The 25,947-nt window shown below is 46.1% G+C and carries 30 protein-coding genes; 13 read left to right on the forward strand and 17 right to left on the reverse strand.

Annotation, left to right across the window (positions count from 1 at the left end):
- Window positions 1-4: 4 nt before the first annotated feature.
- From cspE to EDC63_RS15655, 3 genes are all read left to right on the forward strand, one after another.
- Window positions 5-208, forward strand: coding sequence for a transcription antiterminator/RNA stability regulator CspE (gene cspE / locus EDC63_RS15645; protein ID WP_124948217.1), 204 nt, complete (start codon window positions 5-7; stop codon window positions 206-208).
- A gap of 208 nt (window positions 209-416) precedes the next feature.
- Window positions 417-632, forward strand: a complete 216-nt coding sequence (locus tag EDC63_RS15650) for a hypothetical protein (RefSeq protein WP_124948218.1) — start codon at window positions 417-419, stop codon at window positions 630-632.
- A gap of 33 nt (window positions 633-665) precedes the next feature.
- The gene (locus EDC63_RS15655; protein ID WP_124948219.1) at window positions 666-872 is read left to right on the forward strand and encodes a hypothetical protein; all 207 of its coding nucleotides are present in this window, start codon (window positions 666-668) and stop codon (window positions 870-872) included.
- 49 nt (window positions 873-921) lie between these two features.
- Here the strand turns inward: EDC63_RS15655 and icd are convergent, their stop codons facing one another.
- A complete protein-coding gene (gene icd / locus EDC63_RS15660) occupies window positions 922-2,163 on the reverse strand; it encodes an NADP-dependent isocitrate dehydrogenase (protein WP_124948220.1) in 1,242 nt (413 codons plus the stop codon).
- 96 nt (window positions 2,164-2,259) lie between these two features.
- Between icd and EDC63_RS15665 the strand changes: the two genes are divergently transcribed.
- On the forward strand, window positions 2,260-2,871 hold the full coding sequence (locus EDC63_RS15665; protein WP_124948221.1) for a pseudouridine synthase: 612 nt from the start codon (window positions 2,260-2,262) through the stop codon (window positions 2,869-2,871).
- 42 nt (window positions 2,872-2,913) lie between these two features.
- On the opposite strand, the gene EDC63_RS15670 is transcribed toward EDC63_RS15665, so the two are convergent.
- Window positions 2,914-3,759: a 23S rRNA (adenine(2030)-N(6))-methyltransferase RlmJ gene (locus EDC63_RS15670; RefSeq protein ID WP_124948222.1), complete on the reverse strand. Its 846-nt coding sequence runs from the start codon at window positions 3,757-3,759 to the stop codon at window positions 2,914-2,916.
- A 416-nt stretch (window positions 3,760-4,175) separates the two neighbouring features.
- On the opposite strand from EDC63_RS15670, the gene EDC63_RS15675 reads away from it, so the two are divergent.
- On the forward strand, window positions 4,176-4,868 hold the full coding sequence (locus EDC63_RS15675) for a PEP-CTERM sorting domain-containing protein (RefSeq protein WP_124948223.1): 693 nt from the start codon (window positions 4,176-4,178) through the stop codon (window positions 4,866-4,868).
- Between the two features lie 95 nt (window positions 4,869-4,963).
- Here EDC63_RS15675 and EDC63_RS15680 read toward each other — a convergent pair whose 3' ends face one another.
- Window positions 4,964-5,533, reverse strand: coding sequence for a DNA-J related domain-containing protein (locus EDC63_RS15680; RefSeq protein ID WP_124948224.1), 570 nt, complete (start codon window positions 5,531-5,533; stop codon window positions 4,964-4,966).
- Window positions 5,534-5,719: 186 nt separating this feature from the next.
- Here EDC63_RS15680 and EDC63_RS15685 point away from each other — a divergent pair, with 186 nt between their 5' ends.
- The 3 genes from EDC63_RS15685 (at window position 5,720) to EDC63_RS15695 (ending at window position 8,582) form a co-directional block, all read left to right on the forward strand.
- Window positions 5,720-7,351, forward strand: a complete 1,632-nt coding sequence (locus EDC63_RS15685) for an alpha-D-glucose phosphate-specific phosphoglucomutase (protein WP_124948225.1) — start codon at window positions 5,720-5,722, stop codon at window positions 7,349-7,351.
- A gap of 93 nt (window positions 7,352-7,444) precedes the next feature.
- Window positions 7,445-8,140: a glycine-rich domain-containing protein gene (locus tag EDC63_RS15690; protein WP_124948226.1), complete on the forward strand. Its 696-nt coding sequence runs from the start codon at window positions 7,445-7,447 to the stop codon at window positions 8,138-8,140.
- Window positions 8,097-8,582 carry a hypothetical protein gene (locus tag EDC63_RS15695; RefSeq protein ID WP_165923016.1) on the forward strand — a complete coding sequence of 162 codons (486 nt, stop codon included), beginning with the start codon at window positions 8,097-8,099 and terminating at the stop codon, window positions 8,580-8,582. The genes EDC63_RS15690 and EDC63_RS15695 overlap by 44 nt, the downstream gene beginning before the upstream one ends.
- A 56-nt stretch (window positions 8,583-8,638) precedes the next feature.
- Here the strand turns inward: EDC63_RS15695 and EDC63_RS15700 are convergent, their stop codons facing one another.
- The 12 genes from EDC63_RS15700 to EDC63_RS15755 all read right to left on the reverse strand — a co-directional run bounded on the left by EDC63_RS15700 (window position 8,639) and on the right by EDC63_RS15755 (window position 19,757).
- Window positions 8,639-9,220 (reverse strand): LexA family protein, encoded by a 582-nt coding sequence (locus EDC63_RS15700; protein ID WP_124948228.1) that lies wholly within the window; start codon window positions 9,218-9,220, stop codon window positions 8,639-8,641.
- Window positions 9,221-9,257: 37 nt separating this feature from the next.
- On the reverse strand, window positions 9,258-10,547 hold the full coding sequence (locus EDC63_RS15705) for a TRAP transporter large permease (RefSeq protein WP_124948229.1): 1,290 nt from the start codon (window positions 10,545-10,547) through the stop codon (window positions 9,258-9,260).
- Window positions 10,544-11,047: a TRAP transporter small permease gene (locus EDC63_RS15710; protein WP_124948230.1), complete on the reverse strand. Its 504-nt coding sequence runs from the start codon at window positions 11,045-11,047 to the stop codon at window positions 10,544-10,546. The genes EDC63_RS15705 and EDC63_RS15710 overlap by 4 nt, the downstream gene beginning before the upstream one ends.
- Window positions 11,048-11,054: 7 nt before the next feature.
- Window positions 11,055-12,056 (reverse strand): TRAP transporter substrate-binding protein, encoded by a 1,002-nt coding sequence (locus tag EDC63_RS15715; RefSeq protein ID WP_124948231.1) that lies wholly within the window; start codon window positions 12,054-12,056, stop codon window positions 11,055-11,057.
- Window positions 12,053-12,925: a TRAP transporter TatT component family protein gene (locus EDC63_RS15720; RefSeq protein WP_165923017.1), complete on the reverse strand. Its 873-nt coding sequence runs from the start codon at window positions 12,923-12,925 to the stop codon at window positions 12,053-12,055. Before EDC63_RS15720 ends, EDC63_RS15715 begins: the two co-directional genes overlap by 4 nt.
- Window positions 12,926-13,088: 163 nt before the next feature.
- Window positions 13,089-13,502, reverse strand: coding sequence for a DUF2784 domain-containing protein (locus tag EDC63_RS15725; RefSeq protein WP_124948233.1), 414 nt, complete (start codon window positions 13,500-13,502; stop codon window positions 13,089-13,091).
- Window positions 13,503-13,527: 25 nt separating this feature from the next.
- Entirely contained in the window at window positions 13,528-13,875 is a 348-nt protein-coding gene (locus EDC63_RS15730; protein ID WP_124948234.1) for a SpoIIAA family protein, read from the reverse strand.
- 67 nt (window positions 13,876-13,942) lie between these two features.
- Window positions 13,943-14,971 (reverse strand): M14 family metallopeptidase, encoded by a 1,029-nt coding sequence (locus tag EDC63_RS15735; protein ID WP_124948235.1) that lies wholly within the window; start codon window positions 14,969-14,971, stop codon window positions 13,943-13,945.
- Window positions 14,971-16,386 carry a glutamate--cysteine ligase family protein gene (locus EDC63_RS15740; protein ID WP_124948236.1) on the reverse strand — a complete coding sequence of 472 codons (1,416 nt, stop codon included), beginning with the start codon at window positions 16,384-16,386 and terminating at the stop codon, window positions 14,971-14,973. The genes EDC63_RS15735 and EDC63_RS15740 overlap by 1 nt, the downstream gene beginning before the upstream one ends.
- 148 nt (window positions 16,387-16,534) lie before the next feature.
- Window positions 16,535-17,293 carry a hypothetical protein gene (locus EDC63_RS15745; RefSeq protein WP_124948237.1) on the reverse strand — a complete coding sequence of 253 codons (759 nt, stop codon included), beginning with the start codon at window positions 17,291-17,293 and terminating at the stop codon, window positions 16,535-16,537.
- Between the two features lie 358 nt (window positions 17,294-17,651).
- Window positions 17,652-18,518, reverse strand: a complete 867-nt coding sequence (locus EDC63_RS15750) for a DMT family transporter (protein ID WP_223248492.1) — start codon at window positions 18,516-18,518, stop codon at window positions 17,652-17,654.
- Window positions 18,519-18,647: 129 nt separating this feature from the next.
- Entirely contained in the window at window positions 18,648-19,757 is a 1,110-nt protein-coding gene (locus EDC63_RS15755; RefSeq protein WP_124948238.1) for an aromatic ring-hydroxylating oxygenase subunit alpha, read from the reverse strand.
- 242 nt (window positions 19,758-19,999) lie between these two features.
- Here EDC63_RS15755 and EDC63_RS15760 point away from each other — a divergent pair, with 242 nt between their 5' ends.
- The 4 genes from EDC63_RS15760 to folE2 are packed head-to-tail and all read left to right on the forward strand — an operon-like array spanning window position 20,000 to window position 23,851.
- A complete protein-coding gene (locus EDC63_RS15760; RefSeq protein WP_124948239.1) occupies window positions 20,000-20,242 on the forward strand; it encodes an exodeoxyribonuclease VII small subunit in 243 nt (80 codons plus the stop codon).
- Between the two features lie 34 nt (window positions 20,243-20,276).
- On the forward strand, window positions 20,277-21,125 hold the full coding sequence (locus tag EDC63_RS15765; RefSeq protein WP_124948240.1) for a polyprenyl synthetase family protein: 849 nt from the start codon (window positions 20,277-20,279) through the stop codon (window positions 21,123-21,125).
- Window positions 21,126-21,130: 5 nt separating this feature from the next.
- Complete coding sequence (gene dxs, locus EDC63_RS15770; protein ID WP_124948241.1) at window positions 21,131-23,020, forward strand: 1-deoxy-D-xylulose-5-phosphate synthase; 1,890 nt, start codon at window positions 21,131-21,133, stop codon at window positions 23,018-23,020.
- A gap of 24 nt (window positions 23,021-23,044) precedes the next feature.
- The gene (gene folE2 / locus EDC63_RS15775) at window positions 23,045-23,851 is read left to right on the forward strand and encodes a GTP cyclohydrolase FolE2 (RefSeq protein WP_124948242.1); all 807 of its coding nucleotides are present in this window, start codon (window positions 23,045-23,047) and stop codon (window positions 23,849-23,851) included.
- 104 nt (window positions 23,852-23,955) lie between these two features.
- On the opposite strand, the gene EDC63_RS15780 is transcribed toward folE2, so the two are convergent.
- Window positions 23,956-24,612, reverse strand: coding sequence for a retropepsin-like aspartic protease family protein (locus EDC63_RS15780; protein ID WP_124948243.1), 657 nt, complete (start codon window positions 24,610-24,612; stop codon window positions 23,956-23,958).
- A gap of 15 nt (window positions 24,613-24,627) precedes the next feature.
- Here EDC63_RS15780 and EDC63_RS15785 point away from each other — a divergent pair, with 15 nt between their 5' ends.
- Window positions 24,628-25,338 carry a type 1 glutamine amidotransferase gene (locus EDC63_RS15785; RefSeq protein ID WP_124948244.1) on the forward strand — a complete coding sequence of 237 codons (711 nt, stop codon included), beginning with the start codon at window positions 24,628-24,630 and terminating at the stop codon, window positions 25,336-25,338.
- 4 nt (window positions 25,339-25,342) lie between these two features.
- Here EDC63_RS15785 and yjgA read toward each other — a convergent pair whose 3' ends face one another.
- A complete protein-coding gene (gene yjgA, locus EDC63_RS15790) occupies window positions 25,343-25,915 on the reverse strand; it encodes a ribosome biogenesis factor YjgA (protein WP_124948245.1) in 573 nt (190 codons plus the stop codon).
- Between the last annotated feature and the right edge of the window lie 32 nt (window positions 25,916-25,947).

Below are 25,947 nucleotides of genomic sequence, written 5' to 3' on the forward strand. Positions count from 1 at the left end.
CACAATGGCAACAGGTACAGTTAAGTGGTTCAATGATTCTAAAGGTTTTGGTTTTATTACACCTGATGATGGCAGTGAAGATCTTTTTGCACATTTCTCAGCAATTAATATGGGTGGTTTCAAGACCCTTAAGGAAGGCCAGAAAGTGAGCTTTGATGTGACTCAAGGTCCAAAAGGCAAACAAGCTTCCAATATTCAGGCTGTGTAAACATCCTGAGCCGGGCGGTTTACCCGCCCGGCTTCAGATTATCCCTCCAGTTTTACCCCTCAGATTCACCCTTCAGTTTATTTATTCAAAAACATTGATTTTCATCTGGTAATTTTCATACCTGATGCTAAAGTACATTTATGGCTAATACATTTTTGTGTGTTGGTGGCTGATGCTCTGTATTACTAATCCTAACAAGGTATGTGCTATGAAAATTCATCAGGAAGAGAATGGGAGTCTTGTTATCGAGTTGACCCAGTCAGAAGGAAAAACACTGGCAAGACAGATTATCCAGCATGCAGAAGATGCGCAAACTGCGGTACTTAATTTTGGCTATCTGATCAATGAGGCAAGGTTTGATGCAGTGAATATTTTTCGTCAACCGCCACATCCTTGGGAGCCGCTTGAACGCCATTCCAGTTAGGAATAGGTCGTTCTTTTAGGAAGAGGACGATAAATGGATATCAAAGAATTAGATAAAGCACATGTGAGCGTGAGTGTGCCCACGAGCGAGGCAGCTCTTCTGCTTCAAGGATTGGAAAAGCAGCGGGCAGATCTGGGGCCTCTGGCTGATGAGCTAATTGCGTTGCTACGTGATAAGGGTGTTAAAATTCCTCAGGCACATCCTTTCCGTATGGAGTATATGGGGCCGGAAGAGCATTGAATGTGTTGGCAATAGCGACACAATATGCCGTTAGTGCCTGTGTTTGCTCTTACATGTTGTCTATCATGGCTTGTCCAAATGCTGAACAAGATATTTCAGTAGCGCCTTCCATTAGACGTGCAAAATCATAGGTAACGGTCTTTGCGGCTATGGCACCATCCATGCCTTTAACGATTAAATCCGCTGCTTCCAGCCAACCCAGGTGTCGCAGCATCATTTCAGCAGACAGAATAATCGAACCCGGATTTACATAGTCCTTTCCCGCATATTTGGGTGCTGTACCGTGGGTCGCTTCAAACATGGCAACATCGTTTGACAAGTTGGCACCAGGCGCAATGCCGATTCCCCCTACTTCTGCTGCAAGTGCATCAGATACATAATCACCATTCAGATTTAGCGTTGCGATCACATCATACTCGGCTGGGCGCAATAAAATTTGCTGCAGAAAGGCATCAGCAATCACATCTTTAATCACAATTCCATTGGGTAACTTTACCCATGGGCCACCGTCAATTTCTACTCCGCCAAATTCTCGTTTAGCAAGTTCGTAACCCCATTTCTTGAACCCCCCTTCGGTGAATTTCATGATGTTACCTTTGTGAACCAAAGTAACGGAGCGTCGATTGTTGTCAATGGCATACTGGATGGCTCTGCGGATCAGACGTTCGCTGCCCTCAACGGAAACAGGCTTAATGCCGATAGCGGAAGTTTCCGGGAAGCGGATTTTGGTCACACCCATTTCTTTCTGCAGGAATTCAATCAGTTTCTTTACTTCTGGGGAGCCTGCTTCCCACTCCACACCCGCATAAATATCTTCTGTGTTTTCACGGAAGATCACCATATCTACTTTTTCTGGTTCTTTAACCGGGCTGGGAACACCTTTAAAATAACGCACCGGGCGTAGACAGACGTATAAATCCAGCATCTGGCGCAGTGCTACGTTCAATGAGCGCATGCCACCGGATGTGGGTGTAGTAAGCGGACCTTTAATTGAAACGCCATATTCACGAACAGCTTCAACTGTTTCTTCAGGTAGCCATGTATCGTCGCCATAGACTTTGACGGACTTTTCGCCGGCATATACTTCCATCCAGGCAATACTTTTCTTGCTGTCATAGGCTTTTGCGACTGCGGCATCCACCACTTTACGCATAACGGGAGTGACATCTACGCCGATTCCATCGCCTTCAATGAATGGGATGACAGGGCAATTGGGAACTGATAGTGTGAAATCACTGTTCACAGTAATTTTCTCACCATTTGCCGGCACTTTGATATGTTTGTAAGCCATTGTTGCTCCTAGATTAAAAACGGACGGGATTAACATGGTTCTACTTGTTTTGGAATCCTGTTAACCTAGTTAATCCTGTCTATTCTCGAGTTGGTTATGTCACGCTTAATTTTATTTAATAAGCCCTATGGTGTCATTTGCCAGTTTACACCTGACAACAAACATCCTACCTTAAAAGATTACCTGAAAATGCCAGGTGTCTATGCAGCAGGCAGGTTGGATACTGACAGCGAAGGCCTGCTTATTTTAACCGATGACGGTGCTTTACAACACCGTATTTCTCATCCGCGCCATAAACAGCCGAAGACTTATCTGGTGCAAGTTGAAGGGGCGCCGAATGATGCAGCGTTAAGACCCTTGCGGGAACGGATGGATTTAGGGGATTTCGTAACGCAGCCTGCTATCGCAAATATTATTGATGAACCGCAAGGCTTATGGCCGCGGAATCCACCTATTAGAGAGCGCAAAAATATACCAGATACATGGCTGGAAATAGTGATTATTGAAGGTAAAAATCGACAAATCAGGCGGATGACAGCAAAAGCTGGATTGCCAACATTACGCTTGATTCGGTATTCAGTGGGGGAGTGGACGATTCAGGGTTTGAAACCAGGTGAATGGCGTGAAATAGAAGTAGATAATACGCCGGAGATAGATGAACCACTTCAACGGCGAGGAGAAGGGCGAGGAAAGAAAAAATTTAGCTGATGCAGGCCAAGCTATGGTTGAATTAAAGGATTTATTTGGCGATTACGCTTCTTGTGACTCAAGTTTAAAAGTCGCAGTCATATCCTGCCCCAGTACATCAACAAGATAGGGCATTACCGTTTTCAGTGTGCTTTTCAACGTCCATGGTGGATTAATGACGAACATGCCGCTACCATGCATGCCGAAACCATCAGTAGATGGGGAATTAACGGTCAGGCTGACGTGTAACCAGCTTTTAGGAGATAGTCGTTTGAGATTTTCAGCAAAGTGCTGCGATTCATGGCGTTGCAATAAAGGATACCAGACCGCATAAATACCAGTTTCGAAGCGTATGAGCGCGTCTTTTAATGCAGCAGGGACGCGCTGGTAATCCTGTTTTTCTTCATAAGGTGGGTCAATCAAGATAAAAGCCCGGCGTGGCGCGGGTGGTAACAATGCTTTGAGACCGGCAAAGCCATCTGTGGCTTCAATTTTGACTTTACGGCCTGCATTACTGAAATTGTCACATAGTAATTTGTTATCCGTCGGATGTAGCTCAAACAAGCGCAACTGATCTTGCGTACGTAGAGCTTGCATGGCTATCCAGGGAGAACCGGGATATAGCTTGAGTCCTCCATGTGGGTTTAACCCCTGTACCAATGACACATATTCAGCTAAGGGCGGTGGCAAGTCATCTCGGGCCATCAATCGTGCAATGCCACTCATAAATTCGGCATTTTTAACGGCATAGCCTTCGTCCAATGCGTACATGCCTGCTCCGGCATGGGTATCTATCATCCAGTAAGGTTTGTCCTTCTGATTCAGATAGTTCAGCAGTTGTAGTTCAACAAAATGTTTTAATACGTCAGCATGGTTGCCAGCGTGAAAAGCGTGACGGTAGCTCAGCATAATAGGTTTGAGTGAATGTTAAGGGTTGTATTGTACTGTTTATGCAGCGCTTAGGAAAAATGTGTGCTGAAAATTTTATCATTTACTCATTAATGCAATGGTAGTGTCGTCTATATATGGAAATTTATGTCGGTATTCTTTACATGTTTTAAAAAAACACATAAAGGGATTTAATTTATTGATAATTAGCGAGCATTGCAATTTGAATAATATAGATGAAGTGATTTTATGTAGCATTAACTTGGATTTTGTCGAAATATTTTACAAAAATCAGTTAAAAAAACTGCAAAAATAATGCATGAATTTGTAACACATTGATTATTATTACTTTGTTATTTGTGGCATGAAATGTGCTTAGCTTTAACGTAAAGAGCTATATTTATATTTGTCATTACATTATTCAACTGGAGTACATCATGAAACTCAATAAAATTTCTAAATTGGCCTTAAGTCTTTTTTCAGTTTACGCACTTACTGCAACTCCTGCGCACGCATTAGTGACCTATGCTGCTGATGCTACAACAACTAGCACTATTCCTAGTCTTACAGGGTTTTCTACTGATGGCGCAATGATGGATGGCATGCAGGTTACTGCAACCTTTTCTGGTGGACTTACTCAGACCGTATCATGGGCTGACACTGGCCCTACTTCAGGTGGTGTAACAGGTTCCGGCTGGGGACTTTCTTTAACGGGTGACTCCTTTGCTGGATTATGGAATTTTGTGTTTAGCCCTACTGCGCAATTGGGTGCGATTACGCAACTGATTCTGAATGGCAATACTGGTTTTACTGTATTTGACCGTTCACTACCAGCTCCTGGGACAAATGGTTCGGCAAATGGCCATGATTTATCATTTACGGATAGCACAATCAATGCATTAGTCACTTTTTCCGATCAGGTGGCGCTGACTGGTGCCGCACCTGTTGGTGATTTGTGGCATGTTGTCACCGTTGATTTTACAGATGGGTTGCGTGGGGATTTTGCTTTTGTGCAGGACACGGACAATGATAGCCGGATTACAAACCGGGTTCCTGAGCCTACCGTACTAGGTTTGTTTGGTATTGGTTTGCTGGCTGCAGGCTTGGCCCGTAAGAATCGCAAAGCTTAACTTCTTTGTGAATAGAAAAAGCCCCGGATACCGGGGTTTTTTTTGGTCTGGATTTCCTCCATTCACTTCTGAAAACTAAGTTTCGCATTAATTGTTCAGTATTCCCTTAGTACCTCAAAAGCTTGGCGAATATGAATAAATGTTTCTTGTGTTCCTCCCTTATCGGGATGATGTATCGCAGCCAGTTCGCGGTAACGTCGGGTAATTTCATCGGCAGAAGCCCCAAATTTTAAATTGAGTGCCTGCATGGCAGCAGCTCGATCGTCAGTATTAATGAAACGCCGCCAAAAGTTATGTAGTAATGCCGATACCTCCTCTTCAGAAGTGTTCTTAAAATTGTGCCAATCCAGATAGTAGCTTCTTAAAGCCGTACTTTCAGCCAATGCCAAACTTCCAAGGTTTCCCTGTCTATCACAAGGGTGTAGCTGTATTTGCAGTGGCGAAATTTTTAATGTCAATTGTTCTTCATTCCAAAGGCTGTTCTGAAGTTGGTAGAGCGCATTCATCACCATAAAGTGTTTCTGAAACAAGGCCAAGTGACCTTGGTCGGCGATCTCTGTAAAGCCAGTATGATCCTTTAGTGCCTTCAGAATTAAATGTTCACTGATGCCATTGGGGTTGCGGTGGAGTAAAGTCAGAATTTCTGGAATCAGCGGGTTTTGCATAAACCAAAGACCTGATTTGTGGGCGTAAGGCTAAAATTAAGTGGGAAAGCATAAATTTATATTATTTAGATAATAGCACGCTTATAGGCATACGATGGTTGTCACGAGGCTCTTTGCGGGTATCTGGTGGTATGATATTGAAAAATGTTCACGTAAATCGATTATTCGTCTCCCCAAGGAATTTTTATGAGCATACGCACTATTTCCACGCAGCCATTTCTGGATCAAAAGCCTGGTACTTCGGGCTTACGCAAGAAAGTTAGCGCATTTCAAAAGCCGCATTACCTGGAAAATTTTGTACAGGCCATTTTTAATAGTATCAATGCGCCAAAAGGCGCGATGCTGGTATTGGGTGGCGATGGTCGCTACTACAATCGCCCGGCAATTCAGGTGATTCTGAAAATGGCATCAGCAAACGGCTTTGGTAAAATACTGGTGGGGCAAGGCGGGATACTCTCAACCCCTGCAGCTTCTTGTGTGATACGTAAATATAAGACTTTTGGCGGCATTATTCTTTCTGCCAGCCATAATCCGGGCGGACCGGACGGTGATTTTGGCATCAAATTCAACAGTAGCAACGGTGGTCCTGCTACCGAAACAGTAACCGAGGCCATTTTTTCGGCAAGTAAAATAATTGGCCAATATCAGTTGCTGGATACGCCAGATGTGGAACTGGATACGATAGGAACAAGCAAACTTGGCGATATGATCGTAGAAGTCATAGATCCGGTTAGCGACTATGCAGAACTGATGGAATCACTATTTGATTTTGCTGCTATTCGTAATTTGCTGGCGGGAGATTTTCGGATCAAGTTTGATGCCATGCATGCAGTGACCGGTCCCTATGCTGCGGAGATATTACAGTATCGCCTTGGTGCGCCTGCAGAGAGTCTGATGAATGCAGTTCCGCTGGAAGATTTTGGCGGTGGTCATCCCGATCCTAACCTTACCTACGCGCCTGAACTGGTGAAAACTATGTACGCTGACAATGCCCCTGACTTTGGTGCGGCTTCTGATGGTGATGGCGACCGTAACATGATTCTGGGTAAGCAGTTTTTCGTTACTCCCTCAGACAGTCTTGCCATACTTGCTGCAAACGCTAGTCTAGTTCCCGCTTATAAAGGTGGGCTGGCTGGTGTGGCTCGTTCTATGCCTACCAGTGCAGCAGTTGACCGTGTTGCCCGGGCTATGAACATTCCCTGTTTTGAAACACCCACCGGTTGGAAGTTTTTCGGTAATCTGATGGATGCCGGAAAAGTCACATTATGCGGCGAAGAAAGCTTTGGTACCGGTTCCAATCACGTACGTGAAAAAGATGGTTTATGGGCTGTCTTATTCTGGCTCAACATCATTGCCGCACGGGATCAGTCAGTTGAAGCAATTGTTCGCGAACACTGGGCACACTTTGGTCGAAATGTTTACTCTCGTTATGATTACGAAGGCTTGCCAGTTGAAGATGCTCAAGGGGTAATGCGCCACCTGCAAGCCAGCTTTCAGAGCCTTGCGGGCGCCAATTTTGGCAAATATACCGTGAAGCTTTGCGATGATTTTAGCTATACCGATCCAGTAGATGGAAGTGTAAGTAATGGTCAGGGTATAAGAATTATTTTTACTGATGATTCACGCATTATTGTGCGCTTGTCTGGTACAGGCACTGAGGGCGCAACACTGCGTATTTATCTTGAAGCCTATGATCCGGAAGTCGCCAATCATCATCTGGATGCGCAACAAGCACTTGCCGAGCTAATTCAAGTGGCTTTGAAAATTACGGAGTTAAAGCAGCGAACAGGGCGTGAAGAACCGACAGTGATTACTTGAAGAATGGTGGCTTTGCCGTGAAATTATTCCGGTAAAAGTATTTTTGAACGTTAGAATCGTACAATTCTGTTTGCATTTTTATATGGGGAAAACATGGGGTGGCCCACTGTAATAATTGCATCCTTATCCTTGCTTGGAATGTCATTTATTGCGCTTAAGCGTATTCGTGCCAAGCGGCTTGTATACATCAAGAAATTTCATTTTCACAGTTCAATCAAAAATAAAATCTTAAAAAAATATCCGTTCTTATCAGACGAACAGATTAGCTTGGTATTTCAGGCTTTGCGTGATTATTTCTATATTTGTAATCAAGCAAAGCGCAGTATGGTAGCGATGCCATCTCAGGTGGTGGATGATGCCTGGCATGAGTTTATTTTACACACGCGAGTGTATAAGGACTTCAGTCAGAAAGCGCTGGGACGATTTTTGCATCATACGCCGACAGAGGCAATGCGCTCTCCAACTCTTGCGCAGGAGGGGATAAAGCGTACATGGCGGTTGGCTTGTGCCAAGGAAAAAATTAATCCGGTTTCTCCGAATAAATTGCCATTGATTTTTGGTATTGATGCCATGCTGAATATTCCGAATGGATTTGTGTATACCTTAAATTGTAGGGCCCCTAATTCGCCTGCTTATGGTTCTGGTTATTGTGCCGGTGATATTGGTTGTACTTCCGGGTGTTCAGGTAGCTCTGGTTCAGGTTCGGAATCAGGGGGCTTTTTTGATGGTATGTCTGATTCAAGTGATGGCGGATCAAGTTGCGGGAGTGGATGTGGTGGTGGAGACTGACATGCTAAATTCAGAAAGTGGGTTGTTGGTGCAGGAGTGGGTAGCGTTACAGAACAATTACGAGCAATATGAAAAGATTGCGGTTTACATCAAACTGACGAGTGTTGTTTTATTCTTCATTGGGTTGGTTATGTCCCTTAATGGGATTTTATCCGGTTTGATGGTTTTGGTTTTGTGGTTGCAGGAAGCTATCTGGAAAACCTATCAATCTCGACTTGGTGAACGGATATTGATGGTTGAAAGCATGATTAAACAAGGCGGAAATGCTGAAGCTGAAGCTGAAGCTGAAGCAGCAGCTTTTCAGTTGCATTCAATCTGGCAGGTTTCACGGCCTGGCGCACTGGGGTTGGTCAGAGAGTATTTTGCCAATTCTGTTCGGCCTACGGTCGCGTACCCGTATGTAATGCTTTTGTTGATCAATTTAGTGTGGTTGTATAAGTAGAATGATTCAGAAAATGTCACGTATTTCTGCTAAAAAGTTCAGAAAAATATGATTGATTAGCTCTTCATCTTTCTGACTAACCCTACCATCACCCCAAATATTTCCAACTGTCCTTTAGGTCTGATTACCGGATAAGCCGGATTGGCAGGATGGAGCACAAAGCTGCCTTTTTCTCGCTGCAAATATTTGAGTGTGAATTCATTGTCCACAATAGCGACGACAATGTCGCCAATATTTGCGGCAGGCTTTCGTTCTACGACGGCGATATCCCCTTCATGAATGCCTGCATCGATCATGGAATCCCCTTTAACGCGCACCAGTACGGTTTGAGAAGGACGTTCCACCAGGTAGTCATCAATGGTCAGCGCTTCGCTGGAAATATCATCAATTGAATTGGGCAGGCCTGCGCGCACAGAACTACTGGCCAAAGCGCGTTCAAAGAATTTTTCGACAGGTTTTAAGCGCTTATCAGGGGCATTGCCTAAGTATCCGGCTAGTTTCAGTCTGGCCACTAGCGCTGCTACGGATGATTTGGATTTGAGGCCGAGCAGTTGGCCCATTGCTGCATAGGTTGGAAGTACGCGGTGTTCTGCGTAAAAGTCCTGCAATTGGCCGAGATAATGTTGATCGTTCGTCATGGGAATAGCTTATCGAACGATCGTTCTTATGTCAATATTATTGCCACCATAATGAGAGCGTCGGCACATAGGTCACCATGATAAGCCACAGCAGCATGATAAATAAAAATGGCAAAGAAGCCCGGAACAGGCTCAGCATAGGCTCTTTGAAACGCTGGCTGGCAAGGAACAGGTTGATGCCAACCGGGGGCGTCATGTAGCCAATTTCCAGATTAGCGAGAAATATAATACCAAGGTGGATGGGGTCTACGCCAAATCGGTGTGCCAGGGGCAGAATAAGCGGTACGATAACAATGGTTGCGGAAAAAATATCCATTACCGCGCCTACCAGCAGCAGAAATAAATTGAGCAACATCAGGAATTGCATTTTGCTGGTGACATCCTGTTCCAGCAGTGCCATGACTTTCATGGGGATTTGCGCATCGATCATGGAGTTGGTTAACCCCATTGCTACACTCAGGATAATCATCAAGCTGCCACTCAACACACTGGCTTCCCTGAAAATACCTTCCAGCAAACTTCTGTCTTTTCCAAAGCCGGGCATTTGCGTAATGGGATTCAGGTCACGATGTATCACCATTTCCAGAAAAATGGCATAGGCTGCAGTACAGGTTGCAGCTTCAGTAACCGTGACATAACCACCTAGTAAGCCAACAATGATACCAACGGGTAACAATAAATCCCACACACCATGGCGAATAGCACGCTTCAGTACCTTCCAGGAAAAGGGGTGTTTTTTTATTTCAAGCTTGTGCCCGGCAAAAATGCTGTATAGCGCGAGCATGGTTAATAAAATAACGCCGGGAATAAAGCCTGCTTTGAACATTTGCTCAATATTGACGCCAGCAACAATGCCATATAGCAGCACAACCATGCTGGGTGGGAATAGCAGGCCAAGAGAGCCGGAACTGGTGAGCAGTCCCAGTGAAAACCGTTTGGTATAGCCCTCTCTCAACAGCATGGGGTAGAGCAACCCCCCTAATGCCAGAATAGTGACGCCAGATGCACCAGAAAGCGCAGTAAAAAATGCGCAGGTGATCAGGACGACGACAGCCAGACCACCTGGCATCCAGCCAAATCCAGCAGTGAATAATTTGATTAAGCGTTCTGGCGCCCCCCCTTTGGATAGTACGACGCCAGCCAGTGTGAAAAGGGGGATAGCCATGAGATTGGGCGAAGTTGCCAGCCGCATCATTTCTATCATGAGCACGGCTGGGTCGAGGCCGGCAGACCATACCGCCACCAGTCCACCAGCGCCAATGATGATGAAAAGTGGCACGCCAAGCGCTGCCAGGGCAAGTAACATAATGACGATTGTGGCTGTCATTTTACAACGCGCTTAGGTGATCGTGGGCCAATGATGGCGCGCAGAGCAAAGTGGAGCATTAGCAGACAGAAGGTCACGGGAAAGATAATGCCTAAAGCAGCAACCCATCGCTCATCAGGGTTGCTGGATGCCCATTCGTCCCACCAGAATCGTGACGCATGCCAGAACAGGATTCCGCACACCAGTGTGGAAAACAGGAAAATAGGGCGCTCTAATCTTCTGCGCCAGATATCATTTACAAAGGCAATGGCGACGTCGATTTTAATGTGGCGCTCGCGAACAGCTAATATGGCCCCAAAGAAGCTGACCCATAACACCAGATACTGGATAAGAATTGAAGCCCCAGGTATCCCTGTATGAAAAAAATTGCGCAAAATAATTTCCAGCAAGGACAAAACCAGCATGATTACCATGCTAATGCTGGCAATCAGGCTTTCAATCCGAGTCAGTTTGCTCTCGATTTTCGCGAACAGAGAGCGGTTCCGAGTATAGGCTTCCATTTACCTGTTACTTTTTCTGATGAAATTCTACGAGTGCTTTTCGGGCACGGTCATAGACTTCTGCAGGAATGTAATTGGATTTTGCCAGATCTGCTGCTGCACGGTCACGGATGCTGTTGATTTCAGTTTCAGATTCTTTCCACGCGGGGGTAACGGTAATGCCATTTTTTTGTAAAACGGCAACGCTCTTTTCGTTGTCTTTACGCGTTTCGGTTAGCAATTGCTGACTTACCTCGTTACCGGTGCGTTGCAATAGTCCCTGCAAGTCTTTAGGAAGTTTGTTAAAGAATTTGCTGGATACAACCAGTCCGCCAATGCCATCTGCCATAGCATCCTCAGTCATATAAGGTGTTTTGGTGAACCATTGCAGGGCGATAGCGCCAAGTGGTGGAGCAAGAGTGGTATCGATCAACCCAGTAGACAAGCTGGTAAATACTTCAGTAATAGGGAGTGGAATGGGGGATATACCACTGGCGGCAAAAAAAGCCGTAGCAAGTGGATCTCCTTCCCATAGCCAGATTCGGTGTTTTTTCAGTTCTGCCATAGAGTTAATAGGGGTTTTGGAAAAAATTCGTACAAATCCTACTTCCATCCATCCCAATAATTCGTAGTCATTTTTGCGGAAACCAGCCTGAATTTCTGGCATGAGCTTGGCGCGTACATAATCCACTTCAGCGTAGGTACGAAATAAAAACGGCATTTCAAGTACCCGTGCAGGTGAGTATATATTGCCAATGCCATGGCCGGTTATTGCTGCGCCATTGAGTTGGCCGTATTTAATTTTGCGCAGCATGTCAGGTTCGTCACCAGAAACACCACCCGGATAAAATTTAAATTGAAGGCGCCCCTGACTCTCTTTGGAAACTTTTTCAGACCAGGCTTTAATGACATTCATCCACGTTGAACCCGCTGGGGCAAGCGTTGCAAATTTGAGTATATAAGTATCATCAGCCCTTACTGTAAATGCACATAGCAGCAGTAGCAACAAACCCAGTTGTTTTACCTTCAAAATAATTCCCCCTCTTTAGTGAGTAGCAAGCGTGCTTTACGTTGGGAAATGGCGTTGACCAAAGCCATTTCAGGAAAAATGTCCGGTGGTGCGTTCACTATGGCAGTTAATTTGTCATGAAACGTTTTGCGGTCTGCTTGCTGAACGGATAAATATTGTGCATAGAGTAAATCAACGATAAGCAATTTACCTTGGGTCAGATCTCGCGCTTTTTTGAAATGCTTTTCGGATAAGGCGAAATCCCCTCCCAGCATGGGGGGTCTGCTACCATGCCATACCCCAAAAAATAATTGGGGGCCGCCGTAGTAATAATTTTCATCCAGTTCAATGACCCGTTGCATGAGTGATGAAACTTTGCTTAATTCGGCAATGCGGCTTGGATCGTCACGGTTCAAGTCAATTAATTTGGCCCAATTGGAAGCTGCCCAGAATAGCGCCGGCACAGCATTGCTATCGAGATGCGATATGTTTTGCTGGAGGGTGTCGTTACGCATGGACTGAATATCCCCTTTCAATCCAAACGTTGCCAGAGCTGCAAACGCGTGTTTAAGTCCTCTTTGGTAAAGGCTGGAGGCACGTTCATGATTTTCGTCTTCAACAAATCCAAAGGCGTAACCATAAAAACCTTGGGCGGCATAGATACGTAATTCACGATTGGTTGGCACTTCCTGAATCATGCCTTCAACCAACTTGATATTGGCTGGAATAGCTGCCTTGGCTAACTCCAGATCCGTTTCGTGATTCATGGCAATTACGCCGCTGTCCATGATGCTGACAGTAGAGCGAGCAACGATTTGCCCCATCGAGCAGGCATTCAACAGTAAAGCGCACAGGCTGACTGTCAGTAGACGCGAAAAATGCATATTCATGCAACCCCGGTTAAGAAAAATGCAAACGCTTTTAAGTTGGAATGTGGTGATGATTGCTGTTGAGTTTTTATATTTTTGGCTTGCCAATTTATTATGCCATTTAATTTTGCTGGCAGGGGAAAAAGTTGGGCATGCTTTCATGCCCAGGTTATATATGATTTGCTTATGTATCGGAAAAAGGTTCCGGTGGTTTGCTTGAGTATTTTTGCGGTAATGTTGGTTTGATAACGATCATGCTTAAAATGACTGCCATAGCAAAAATCAGGTAAATGACTGTGAATACAGTTTCAGGAAAGTCATAGAACAGCAGTCGCGATACCCAACGCTGAATAAAGCCTGGTTGAGTAGTTCGGGTGCCGCGAAGCAAGTCTTCCCATGTGGTCAACGGGCATACTTTACCGAACAATGTTTCGATAGCAACGAAAAGAATAGCAAGCAGATGGAGTATACGAAACCAGAAGTTGCGTATCCACTGCCAATTGCGAAATGCGCCTATCCAGATCAGGCACAATCCTACGACCACGAACAATACAAAAAAAAAGTGGATAACCAGAACAGTATCAGCGAGCAGGCGCATACCGTTCTTTTATGCCTGAGCGAGCTTAGCCGGGTATGATCCAGTTATGTGCAACATCATAATCTTCAAATATCTGGATTTTGGCGTCGAGGAAAAGGCGTTGAATCCACGCACTCCAGCTGATCCATTTTTCCTTAGTAACGACTGCAATCTTGTTGAAATCAAATTGATGTTCACGGCTGAATTTTATTTCTTCCCATGCTACATCCACGGTAAAGCCAGACATGTCGCGCAAATCAATTAAGAGATTGAGTGTGCCTTTAAATTTCAGGCCATATAGAACTGCTGCTTCAAATTCTTTGTAGTCTGATAAGGTGAATTCACCTAAAACAGCCAGGTTGACGGTATCTTTTTCCAGTTTTATTGCAATCATGTAGTGACCCTTTTTATTGGTGTGGTTTCTGAAATCAATATAAGCGAGATTTGAGTGCCCGGCAAATTCATTTCAGCTGATGGGGTGTCGTGCCTGGGTCAATTCTCTCCATTAAATAACACAGGCAGTCTTGCCGGATAACTCGCTCGTCTCTCGTCAACATTGCAGGCATGGATTGTCGTCGCAAAACTATTTGATTGCCTTTCACCATAAAATAACTTTCACTGACATCATTGCCACCTTCGTCGATTGCCAGAATGGGTAAGTGGTTGCCTTGGCAATGACCAAAGGGAGTGCCGGGGCTGAGTTCTTTGAAATTAAAATGATCAATATTCTCGTTAAAGTTAAGCGTGAGATGATTTGTTCCAAAGCCGAATTCGATATTTTCCGGCACTTTTACCGTGACCACAGTATGAAATAAATCCATATCGTGCTTGGCAATGGGATGGACCGGAAAGTCAGAGAGGTGCAGACACGCATTGATAAATTCAGCGGCATGTTCTTCACTGCCAGGGGTGTCAGTCTTGCCGCATTCAATGGTTACTGATGGGCAGAGCGTGGCAAAGGCGGCGGATTGAACTCCGGTTGGCCGGATGAAATACACCACAATACGGCTAAATAGCGTGGCAAGATGAAAGAAATGTTGATCCAGTCGGTTGATGCAGGCGTAATGGGGATTAAGTCCGGTATTATTATGAATGTCGATACTGGCAAAAGGACTGCGGCTGCGTAGGGATTCGACAACCTGATGCATGATGCTTTGTTCAACCGAAGAATTGTCTTCACCACCTGGCCACACGCGGTTGTAATCAGGCTGCCCATCCAGTCTCCGCAACCCCAGGCGGGCTGCAGAAACATTGCCGACAAAAAGGGAGAGCGCACGCGGTAGCTCCCGGTTTTGATAACCGCGCAATACAGACTGAATCGCTTTCAAACCTGTGTCTTCGTTGCCGTGCAAGAGTATAGATACAAATAATGGTTCCTGACGTCTGCCCGGTAAATGAATCAGTGTCGGGCCTGGTAAAATTTTATGTAAATTGGCCGCATCCATATCCAGGAAACGGTCAGGTAGTGCATTTAGCTCAGTGAGATTCATTAATCAAGATTCCATTCGTGAACCGGCAGCCCGCTTCGTTGATGCGCCAGATAGGCCGCTGTTAATTTGAAAAAATCGCGTCCGTGCTTATCGATGAAAGCACGTTGCCAGGCAGCGCCGTTTTGCCCGGTTTTTACCCGCGTGGAAATGATATCAAGGTAACGTTTTCGGTCATCTTCATCAACGTCCAATAATTTTAATCCATGGCGGGCCATGGGGATCAGTTCCTCCAACAATAAAGTACGGGTATCAGTGACCGTATTGTCTAACCAAGTGATTTTCGCAGACAGACCATGGCGTGCGGCGCTGTAAAAGTTTTCTCGTGCGGTAACAAAGGGTAGTGTGTTCTCTGGCGGAATGTTTAATTTTGCCAAAAAATGGGCTAAACCAAAATAGAATGCGGCATTCGCCATCTGATCAACAATGCTGGGGCCAGCGGGAACCACCCTGTGTTCTATGCGAATATGGGGCGTACCGTTTGCATCAAAGCCGATAAGTGGGCGATTCCAGCGCCAGATTGTGCCGTTATGTAGTCTCAAGTGACTAAACTCAGTAATATCAGTATCAAAATGCATGGGAAGGAGTATCGGATAGTTGTCCAGATTTTCTGCAAAACACTCCATTATGGATTCCTGCAGGTAGCCCGAACCGAAAGTCACCCGTTTCTTAGTTGTGCCGCTATCCACGGCTTGTTCAAATAACGGGATACGTGTCTCGTCCCACAGGGATTTTTCAAACAGAAAGGGGGAGTTTGCGCATGCCGCTAACATTGGCGCCGATAAGAGCACGGATGCGTTGTAATAACGCACAGCTTCCGTTTCCGGTACTTGCAAGTGCAATTGAAAGGAAGTGGTGGCGGCTTCCAGCATCACGTCCTGATGCAGCGTTTGGAGATGTTCGGCGCCTTCAATATCAATTTTAATCGGTTGGTCGTTTCGGCTTTGCAGCACTTGCGTATTCAGCGCGAAATAGCGGTTAAGTGGTGACATGTTGGCTAGTGTCAGTTCACTTTCCTGTATGGTAGGCAAAATGCCAATCATGATTAGCGCGCTTTCAATTTCGTGTGCAGCTTCAAGGCAATGCTGCCAAGTGGCGGTGAGCTCAGCTTCCATACGAGTCAATCCGTCGCCACGCAATTGCTGGGGTGTGCTATTTAACTCCACATTGAATTTGGAGAGCTCCGGCACTACCAATGGATTGTTCAGGCGCGCGAGATAAGCTTCATTATTGGGATTTGGAAAATAATTGTGGTCCAGCAACCAGGATTCCAGTTCCAGGCCGCCCATACAGCAAGATTCTCCAAAGTGGCCAGAATGCAAGGTTTGTGCAAGGAGTGCTGTTTCTTCACGCAATCGTTTCTCGAATGTGGAAAAGTCATGGGCACTAAAATGAGTGTGAGGTATTTCTTGTCCCATGCCTAAAAAGTCCTGCTTGCGAGTGTGATGGATTTACTGGGATTGTATTGCAAAACCAATAAAAGCTGTACTTGATCAGTGCTTGCTTTGATATTTAATGAAAAAGTCCCGCTAAAGCGGGACTTTTTTTGGCTAACCAATTGCTAAGTTAGGATGCTTTACGCATACGCACCAGGCTTGTTAATCCTAGTAAGCCAGAACCGAAAAGCCATGCAGCAGCAGGAACCGGAACACTGGTGACTGAAACTACATGCATGCTGTTGCCGCTACCTATATCAAAGTATCCTCGTATGCCAGTTAATCCTGAACTTGCCAGACCCAGGCTTCCGGCTGTCGCTGCCATTGGCGCAGATCCCTGGAGTGTGCTTGTTCCATATCCTTGTTGAAGCTGCAGCGTGTCGGAATAGGGGGTAGCGCTGGATACATTTGTCAGATATTCCCCTTGGTCGAATAAACCATTGCCGTTAGTATCATGATAAAGAGTACTGCCACTAATGACATCGCCGGCTTGCAAGCCGTAATTAATTGCGTTAAAAAGGCCTGTTGCATCCCATTCGATATGCAATGGCATATTCAAGCTACCGCTCCAGTCCACCAGTATTTGTCCCGTAATCAGATTGCTGCCGGATTGGCGGGTCATGCTGATATCATGAAATGTGGGGGCGCTCCCTAAGAATGTACTCATTGTAATTGATAGACCGCTATTCCCAATGCCAGTATCCGTGTTGTAAGTTAAACTTGCTGCTATGGGTGTAATCGGTGAATTGTTGTTTTTAATAATGGTGCCAGTGGAATCCGCAACTACAAGCCCACCAGTGAAATCGAAGGTAATCAAAGCCGCATGCGATGCAGTAGGCAACGCCAGACAGATTACAGTTGCACAAGTTAATTTCTTAAAATTGTTCAAGGTGCCCTCCAATTGATATAGTTGAAAAAGCTTGATTTAGCTTCCTCTCTGGATACTTTCGGTTTGTGGCAAGTGGCTTCCAATGTTGCGGGTAGTACTTTCTTACCAATTCAATTGTAGTTCATAATCAGAAAGTTATTCATTAGATGTAAATTCGTTAGGTGTTGTACGGTGGTTTTGAATGAATGAATTTTTCATTGCAACGGCGCTTGATGAGGTTTTCAGGTACTGTACTGCAGGGTAAAATGTTTTCGATTATTTGGTTTGAGGTCAGGATTCAAATGATTTCGTTGTAAGAGATTAAGCATGTCTGGTGTTAATGTGGAAAGTGTTGCTAGATAAGGTGGAAATTGAGGATTCAGGTGGGTGTTTCATTTTTCGGATGAGAAATTTTTGGCGTGGTGCGTACACTGATAACGCCGCTGATGACAATGATGAAAATGGCAATCCAGGATGTGAGTGACAGAATTTCTCCCCAAAATAATATTCCCAACAGGCTGGCGAAAATAACCGTAGTGTAAGCCAGGCTGGCCACAATCAGGGTGGATCCGAGCCGGTAAGCGCGGGTCATGGCCAGTTGCGCCAGGGTGGCGGTAGTGCCTAACCCCAGTAACAATAAAAAACCTTTCGTGGTGACTGGATGAAAGCTGTGGAAAATCATCCATATACCCGCGCCTATGGTGGAGATAAGCGTGAAATAATACACAACACGCCATTCCGGTTCGCCTATTTGTCCCAGCTGTTTTACGTTAAGGTAAGCGATGCCGGCAAGAAAACCGGAGGCTAATCCCAATAATCCTGCGGATAGCTGGCCGTGGTTCATGGTTGGGCGCAGCAACAGGATCACCCCTGTGAATCCGAGCAAGATCGAAAAAATTAAAGGCCAGTGCGGGCGTTCTTTCAGATAGAAAGTAATCAGTAATGCCAGAAACAGCGGGGAGGTGTAATTGAGGGTGATTGCGGTGGCCAGTGGTAATTGACCAATAGCAGTAAAGAAAAACATGAGCGCGACAAAGCCCGAAAGGCCTCGCCAAAGATGCATTCTCCAGTGAGGCGTAGCGAGGGGCAGTTTTTGTGTTTTGACGATCAGATAAATCACCAGCAGGCCGATGAGTGAGCGATAAAATACCAGTTCAGCACTGGAAAAATATTCTGATCCGAACTTTACGAATGCGCCCATCAAGGCAAAAAGTACGCCTGCTACCACCATCCAGCCAGATTTCATGTTTGCTCGCTATTGTTGCGTGAAGGTGCAGGGTTAACTGTACTTTTGTTGGATAGATGCCGCTTGCCATCAATGATGGCAAGCGACTGAGGCAGATATTTACGAAGAGAGTGCGGGTATTGAGATTGATCAGCCTTCAATATGAGGTCCGATTTCACGGCGAATAAATTCGTGAAAATGCACCATACCATCTTCCATTGGTGACTGGTAAGGTCCGGCATCATTTTCGCCGGCAAGATAAAGCGCTTTGCGACCTGCATCCATACGCCGACAAATTTCGTCATCTTCAATGGCGGTTTCTTTATATGCCGCTTGTTCTGCCTCGACGAATTCCCGCTCAAATAAGGCGATGTCTTCCAGGTAGTAAAATTCTACAATGTTGGTGCAGGTTTCTGCCGAAGTGGGCTGGACTGTGCTGATGACCAGCACATGGGGATACCACTCAATCATAATGTTGGGGTAGTAGACCATCCAGATGGCACCGTGGGGGGGAACTTTACCTTCATTGTATTTAAGTAATTGCTCGTGCCATTTCTGGTAAACGGGCGATCCTGGTTTGGCTAACCGGTTGTTAATACCTACTGTCTGAACGCTGTACCATTCGCCGAATTCCCATTTGAGATCGTCGCACGTCACAAATTTGCCCAGCCCGGGATGGAAGGGTTCTACGTGATAATCTTCCAGATACACTTCTATGAAGGTTTTCCAGTTGAAGTTGTAGTGGTCGATCATGACACGGTCCAGCATAAAGCCGGAAAAATCCAGGTTGTTTATCACACCCAGATTGGCAAGATCTTTGGCTACGTCGCGCTTGCCGTTGAACAGCAAACCGTTCCAGTTTTGCAATGGTGTTTTGCCCAGATTCAAGCATGGGTTGCCCGGAAAATGGGGCGCACCCAGCAGGGTGCCTTGCTTGTCATAAGTCCAGCGGTGTACAGGGCATACAATATTGGGTGTGTTGCCACGACCTTCCAGCATAATGGCTTGGCGGTGACGGCAAATATTGGAAAGCAGTTCAACGCCGTTTGCATTTTTTACCAGCATTTTTGCGCTATTCATCCAATCCAGCACATGGTAGTCACCCATGTTGGGAACCATTAGCTCATGGCCAATGTAACCCGGGCTATTAGCCAGCAAGATTTTTTTCTCAATCTCGAAGATAGCAGGGTCGTTATACCATTGAACTGGTAATTGCGGTGATGTATGCAGCAGAGCAGAAGTGTTGGCCAAATCAGACATAAAATCCCCTCGATAAACGAAGGCTTAGCCCGAAATGTAACATTCGAGCGGAGTTGAATCATTGCCAAGCCCTCAAAAACAAGTGGCTTGACCCCAAATCGACAAAAAAAGCCGATTATTTTCTCGCAAATTAGTGCAAGGTGCAATATTTCTGTAAAATAGTTACTATTATAGGTTCCCCATGAATATTGGTTGACCCGGATTACTAAATTGCGGTATTTTTGAGAATTTAAAGTGCGGACATGACTAAAACCGCTAAGACACAAACAACCCAGACATTTGAAAGTGCACTTGCCGAACTGGAAAGCATTGTCGCTACCATGGAAGCGGGGCAATTGCCGCTTGAGCAATCTCTTTCATCCTATAAACGCGGAACAGAGTTGTTGCAGTTTTGCCAGCAGGCATTGCAGGACGCGCAGCAGCAAGTAAAAATCCTCGAAGCCAATACCTTACAAAATTTCCCCAGTGCAGACGATAACAACTGATTTTCAAGAATGGGCGCGGCTCTACCAGGAGCGAATGGAAACTGTCCTGGGCGGTTGCCTGCCGTCAGCAGAGATTGCCCCTCAGCGCCTGCATGATGCTATGCGCTATGCTGTATTGGGCGGTGGAAAACGTGTTCGCCCATTACTGGCTTTTGCAGCGGGTGAAGTTGCTGGCGCGGATATAAACCGTGTCCAGACTGTCGCAGCTAGTGTAGAACTGATTCACGTTTATTCTCTGGTGCATGATGATATGCCCTGCATGGATGATGACAAATTGCGGCGCGGCAAACCGACATGCCATGTTGAATATAACGAACCCACCGCACTGCTGGTTGGGGACAGTCTGCAGAGTCTGGCGTTCCAGTTAATCGCCGAATCCGGTCTGGCAGATGACCCGCTGGTGCAATTGAAAATGATCAAGCTGCTGGCGATGGCGTCCGGTTCTCGCGGCATGGCAGGCGGGCAAGCCTTTGATCTGGATTCCGTCGGTAAAATGCTGACATTGTCAGAGCTGGAATTCATGCATATTCACAAAACGGGAGCGTTGATCCGTGCCGCAGTGATGCTTGGCGCCAATTGTGGAAATGGGATGGATGAGGCTGCGCTGGAAAAAATAGAGCATTTTGCCAAGTGTATTGGCCTTGCATTCCAGGTGGTTGACGATATTCTTGATGCGGAATCCAGTACCGCTACTTTGGGTAAAACTGCCGGCAAAGATGCGAAGCAGAATAAACCCACCTATGTTTCATTGATGGGCGTAGAAAAAGCGCGCGCATTTGCCGATGAATTGCACCGCGATGCCATGGCTTCCCTCAATATCTTTGGTGATAAAGCCAAACGATTGCGCGAGTTGGGTGATTTTATCGTGTTAAGGAAGTTCTGACGCGCATGTATGAACTATTGAATACCATTGATTCGCCGGAACAGCTGCGTCTGCTAGAGCGTCGTCAGTTACCTCAGCTGGCAGAAGAGTTGCGCGAATTCATTATTGAAAGTGTCGGTAAAACCGGTGGGCATCTTGCTTCCAACCTCGGGACGATCGAACTGACTATTGCTTTGCACTATGTCTTTAATACGCCTTCTGACCGGGTTGTCTGGGATGTGGGACACCAGACTTACGCGCATAAAATACTCACAGGCCGTCGCAAAGCCATGGACCGTATGCGCATGTTGGGGGGGCTTGCCGGCTTTCCAAAGCGTGATGAGAGTGAATTCGACACCTTTGGCACAGGTCATTCCAGTACCTCTATCAGTGCGGCACTGGGAATGGCTGCCGCAGCAAAAGCGCAAGGGCTGGAGCGGCGTGCTGTTGCCGTCATTGGCGATGGTGCAATGACAGGTGGCATGGCTTTTGAAGCGTTGAATAATGCCGGAACGATGGATGCCAATCTGCTGGTTATTCTGAACGATAATGATATGTCCATTTCGCCGAATGTAGGCGCGCTCAGTAACTATTTGGCCAAGCTCATGTCGGGTCGTTTTTATACAGCAGTGCGTAAAGGCGGCGAAAAAGTCCTGGGCGCAGTGCCGCCTATTCGTGAACTGGCCAAGCGCGCTGAGGAACACGTCAAGGGCATGGTTACCCCAGGCACATTGTTCGAAGAATTTGGGTTTAATTATATTGGCCCGATTGACGGGCATGATATGGATGTACTCGTTGCAACATTGAAAAATATCCGGCAACTATCCGGCCCGCAATTCCTGCACATCGTCACCCGCAAAGGCAAGGGATACAAACTAGCTGAAGATGATCCCTGTTTGTACCATGGCGTTTCCAAATTCAAACCGGAAGACGGCTTGGTCAGTGTGAAGCCAGGAAGTGTCAAACCCACCTACACGCAAGTATTTGGGGATTGGCTGTGCGATATGGCTGCCCTGGATGAACGAATGGTGGGGATTACCCCGGCCATGCGCGAAGGCTCCGGCATGGTGCGGTTTTCAGAAGAATATCCCTCACGCTATTTCGATGTAGGCATTGCCGAGCAACACGCGCTGACTTTTGCAGCCGGGTTGGCTTGTGATGGTATGAAGCCGGTGGTGGCGATTTACTCAACATTTCTGCAACGCGCATATGATCAGTTGATTCACGATATAGCTATACAAAATTTGCCGGTGGTGTTCGCCATTGACCGGGCTGGACTGGTTGGGGCAGATGGTCCAACCCATGCTGGCAGTTTTGATCTGAGCTTTCTGCGTTGCATACCGAACATGACTGTGATGGCGCCGTCCGACGAGAATGAATGTCGTCAGATGCTATTTACTGCATTCAAGCTGGATACACCAACTGCGGTTCGTTACCCACGAGGGGCAGGGATAGGTGCAGTTGTACAGCAAAAAATGGAAGTGTTACCTGTCGGTAAAGGTGAAATTCGCCGACAAGGCAGAAATATAGCGATACTGGCATTTGGCAGCATGCTGAATCCTGCACTGCAAGCAGCGGAAGCATTGGATGCCACGGTTGCCAATATGCGATTTGTGAAACCTCTGGATGAAGAGTTGGTCAAACAGTTGGCGGAAACCCATGAATGGATCGTGACGATTGAAGAAAACGTGGTAATGGGCGGTGCAGGCAGTGCCGTGATGGAGTCTCTTGCTCGGCAGGGTATGACCAAAATGGTATTGCAACTTGGGCTACCTGATCGTTTTGTTGAACATGGTGATCATGCTGCATTACTGGCAAGTTGCGGTCTGGATAAAGCTGGCATCATCCAGTCTATTCAAGCTATTACCCGAGTAGTTTACTCAACTATTGATTTGGCTTATACTAGCGCAAAGTGATAAGCCTTGTGAAGGAACAAACGAATGAACCAATGTTGTGATACAGATGCTATTCCAGACGTACAAAACACACCTGATACGCGCCAACTAGCGATTGATAAGGTCGGGATTAAGTCTATTCGCCATCCTGTCAAGGTGGCTGATAAAACCGGGGGTGTGCAGCATACCATCGCCATGTTCAACATGTACGTGTATCTGCCACACAATTTCAAAGGCACGCACATGTCGCGCTTTGTGGAAATTTTGAATGGTTATGAGCGCGAAATTACCGTTGAGTCTTTTGAGCAGATGCTGCGTCAGATGGTAGTGTTGCTGGAAGCGGAATCTGGCCATGTTGAAATGACCTTTCCGTACTTCATTAACAAAGCGGCACCCATTTCTGGAGTGCAAAGCCTGCTGGATTACGATGTAACTTTTATTGGTGAAATTCTTAAAGGCGAGTACCGTCAAACCATGAAAGTGGTGGTGCCTGTAACCAGTCTGTGCCCCTGTTCCAAGAAAATATCCGATTACGGTGCGCACAATCAGCGCTCCCATGTGACAGTAACCGCCCGTACCAATGATTTCATGTGGATTGAAGATGTGGTGCGTATAGTGGAAGAACAGGCTTCCTGCGAATTGTTTGGATTGTTGAAGCGTCCAGATGAAAAATACGTGACAGAACGCGCATATGACAATCCGAAATTTGTAGAAGATATGGTGCGCGACATTGCCGCTAAACTGAATGATGATGCACGAATTGACAGTTATGTGGTGGAATCAGAAAACTTTGAATCCATTCATAACCACTCTGCTTATGCATTGATTGAGCGGGATAAAACAAAGCAGTAACAGGTTGTACAAGAAAAAGGGCTGTTGCGGAGCTGGTTAGTTCTCCACAACAGCCTTTTTTTCGATGAATAATTCATCGAAAACCGGGATTGAGAGTATCCAGGCTAGTATTGCTTGGTTAGTGTCATGGTTGTACCCGCGCGTTTCATATCCAGTCGTTTCAGGAAACTCATTCCAAGCAAAGTGATCGGCAGTCCCTGACCCTCAATAATGGTGCCTTCCACTTGATTGAGGGATATATTCCCGATTTTGACCGTATTCAACATGACTTTATACACCGGTGCAATGCCATTGGCAGTAGAAGTAAATGCGCGTTCTCCCTTAAGGTAATTGATTCCCAAACGCCGAGCTTCATCCGTTCCCATTGAAACGGTACTGGCTCCGGTATCTACCAAAAATCTCGTTGAAGCACCGTTGACACTACCTGATGTCATAAAGTGCCCTTGAATATCCGCAACGATGGTAACGCTCGGTTTTTCAGACTCTGATGCATGACTGGAAATGCCCTGACCCATTAATAAAGTCTGACGTTTTCCATCGATTTCAAGATTGGCAGAATTGGAGTCAGCGCTGATTAATTTAACGCCATCCTGGATTTTCCCGCCCGCTGTGAGCATTCGCGGAGAACCTCCGTTGATAGAAACCAGTGCTTTCCCGCTAAACAAGCCGGTAACGCTCACATCGGTTGCGTGTGCAACGGGCATGACGCTTAATAAAATCAACAAAGATAGGATAGAATGGTGGTGTATATTTTTGAGCATAGGATAATTTTATCAATGAAACCTGTTGCAATTTTTCGGCATACAGCCACAGAAGGACCTGGATATATTGCCACATTTCTGGCTGAACGAAACATTCCAGTGGAATTAATTAAAATCGACGAAGGGGCATTGGCACCTCGTGACCCTAGACAATTCAGTGGGCTTGTCTTCATGGGCGGCCCGATGAGTGTGAATGATGACTTGAAATGGATACCGTCTTCACTGGCACTTATCTGGAAAGCAGTGGCAAGTGACATACCAGTATTGGGGCATTGCCTGGGAGGTCAGCTAATGGCCAAAGCACTGGGTGGTACAGTCACTAAAAATCCTGTCAAGGAGATTGGCTGGGGTGAGGCAAGCGTGCTGGATAACGATAATGCACGCGAATGGTTCGGTGATGAGCAGAAAACGTTTACAGCGTTTCATTGGCATGGTGAGACCTTTACCATACCTGAAGGCACAACACGTATATTGGAAAGCGCTTATTGCCCAAATCAGGCATTTGCAATGGGTAAGCATCTGGGAATGCAGTGTCATGTTGAAATGACGGAAGAAATGGTCAGAACCTGGTGTGATATCGGGAGTGATGAGATTGCAGAAAATCCTGGTGCTGCAGTGCAGACGCCTGAAATCATGCAGCAGGAACTAACGCAGCGGGTTAAGGCCTTGAACGCTGTAGCGGATAAGCTCTACAGCCGTTGGCTGCAGGGCGTTGTAATCAAATAAAATGTTACTCTGTTTCATCCTCAGTGGGCGCATCAGTTTCGTCTTCTGGTTCTGTGGTTCCCAGAATGACTTCACGCAAGCTTTTAAACAGCGCGCGGCTACTTTTGGGTGGTTTGTTGTTTAAATGTTCTTTATGCGCATTCCTGATGAGTGTGCGCAGATATTGGGCATCTGCGCCCGGGTAGGTATTCATTAGTTCGCCCAGTGCAGAATCATCAGAAAGCAAACGTACACGCCAGCGCTCCAGCAGATGGAGCTTGTTGGTTTCTTCTTTCGATACACCGCTCCAGGCATCCAGCTTGGCCTGGATAGGTGCTGGATCCACTTCACGCATCAGCTTGCCGATGTATTGCAGTTGCCGACGTTGTGCTCCCCTGGCGTTTAGCAGTTTTTTAGCCTGCATGACGGCGGTGAGCAAGTTTTCTGGCAAGTCCAATTGTTTGAGCTTGTCTTTGCTGAGATCGATCAGCGCCCCCCCCAAGTCCTGCAAGGCTTGCATTTCTTTCTTGCGTTTGGTTTTGCTTGGGCCTAAGTCTTCTTCAGAAAACTCATCTTCTTCTGTATATTCGTTGGTCATTGTTTCGCAATGGTTAGCAAAGTTGTTATGAT

Source organism: Sulfurirhabdus autotrophica (genome assembly GCF_004346685.1).
GTDB classification, from domain to species: domain Bacteria; phylum Pseudomonadota; class Gammaproteobacteria; order Burkholderiales; family SMCO01; genus Sulfurirhabdus; species Sulfurirhabdus autotrophica.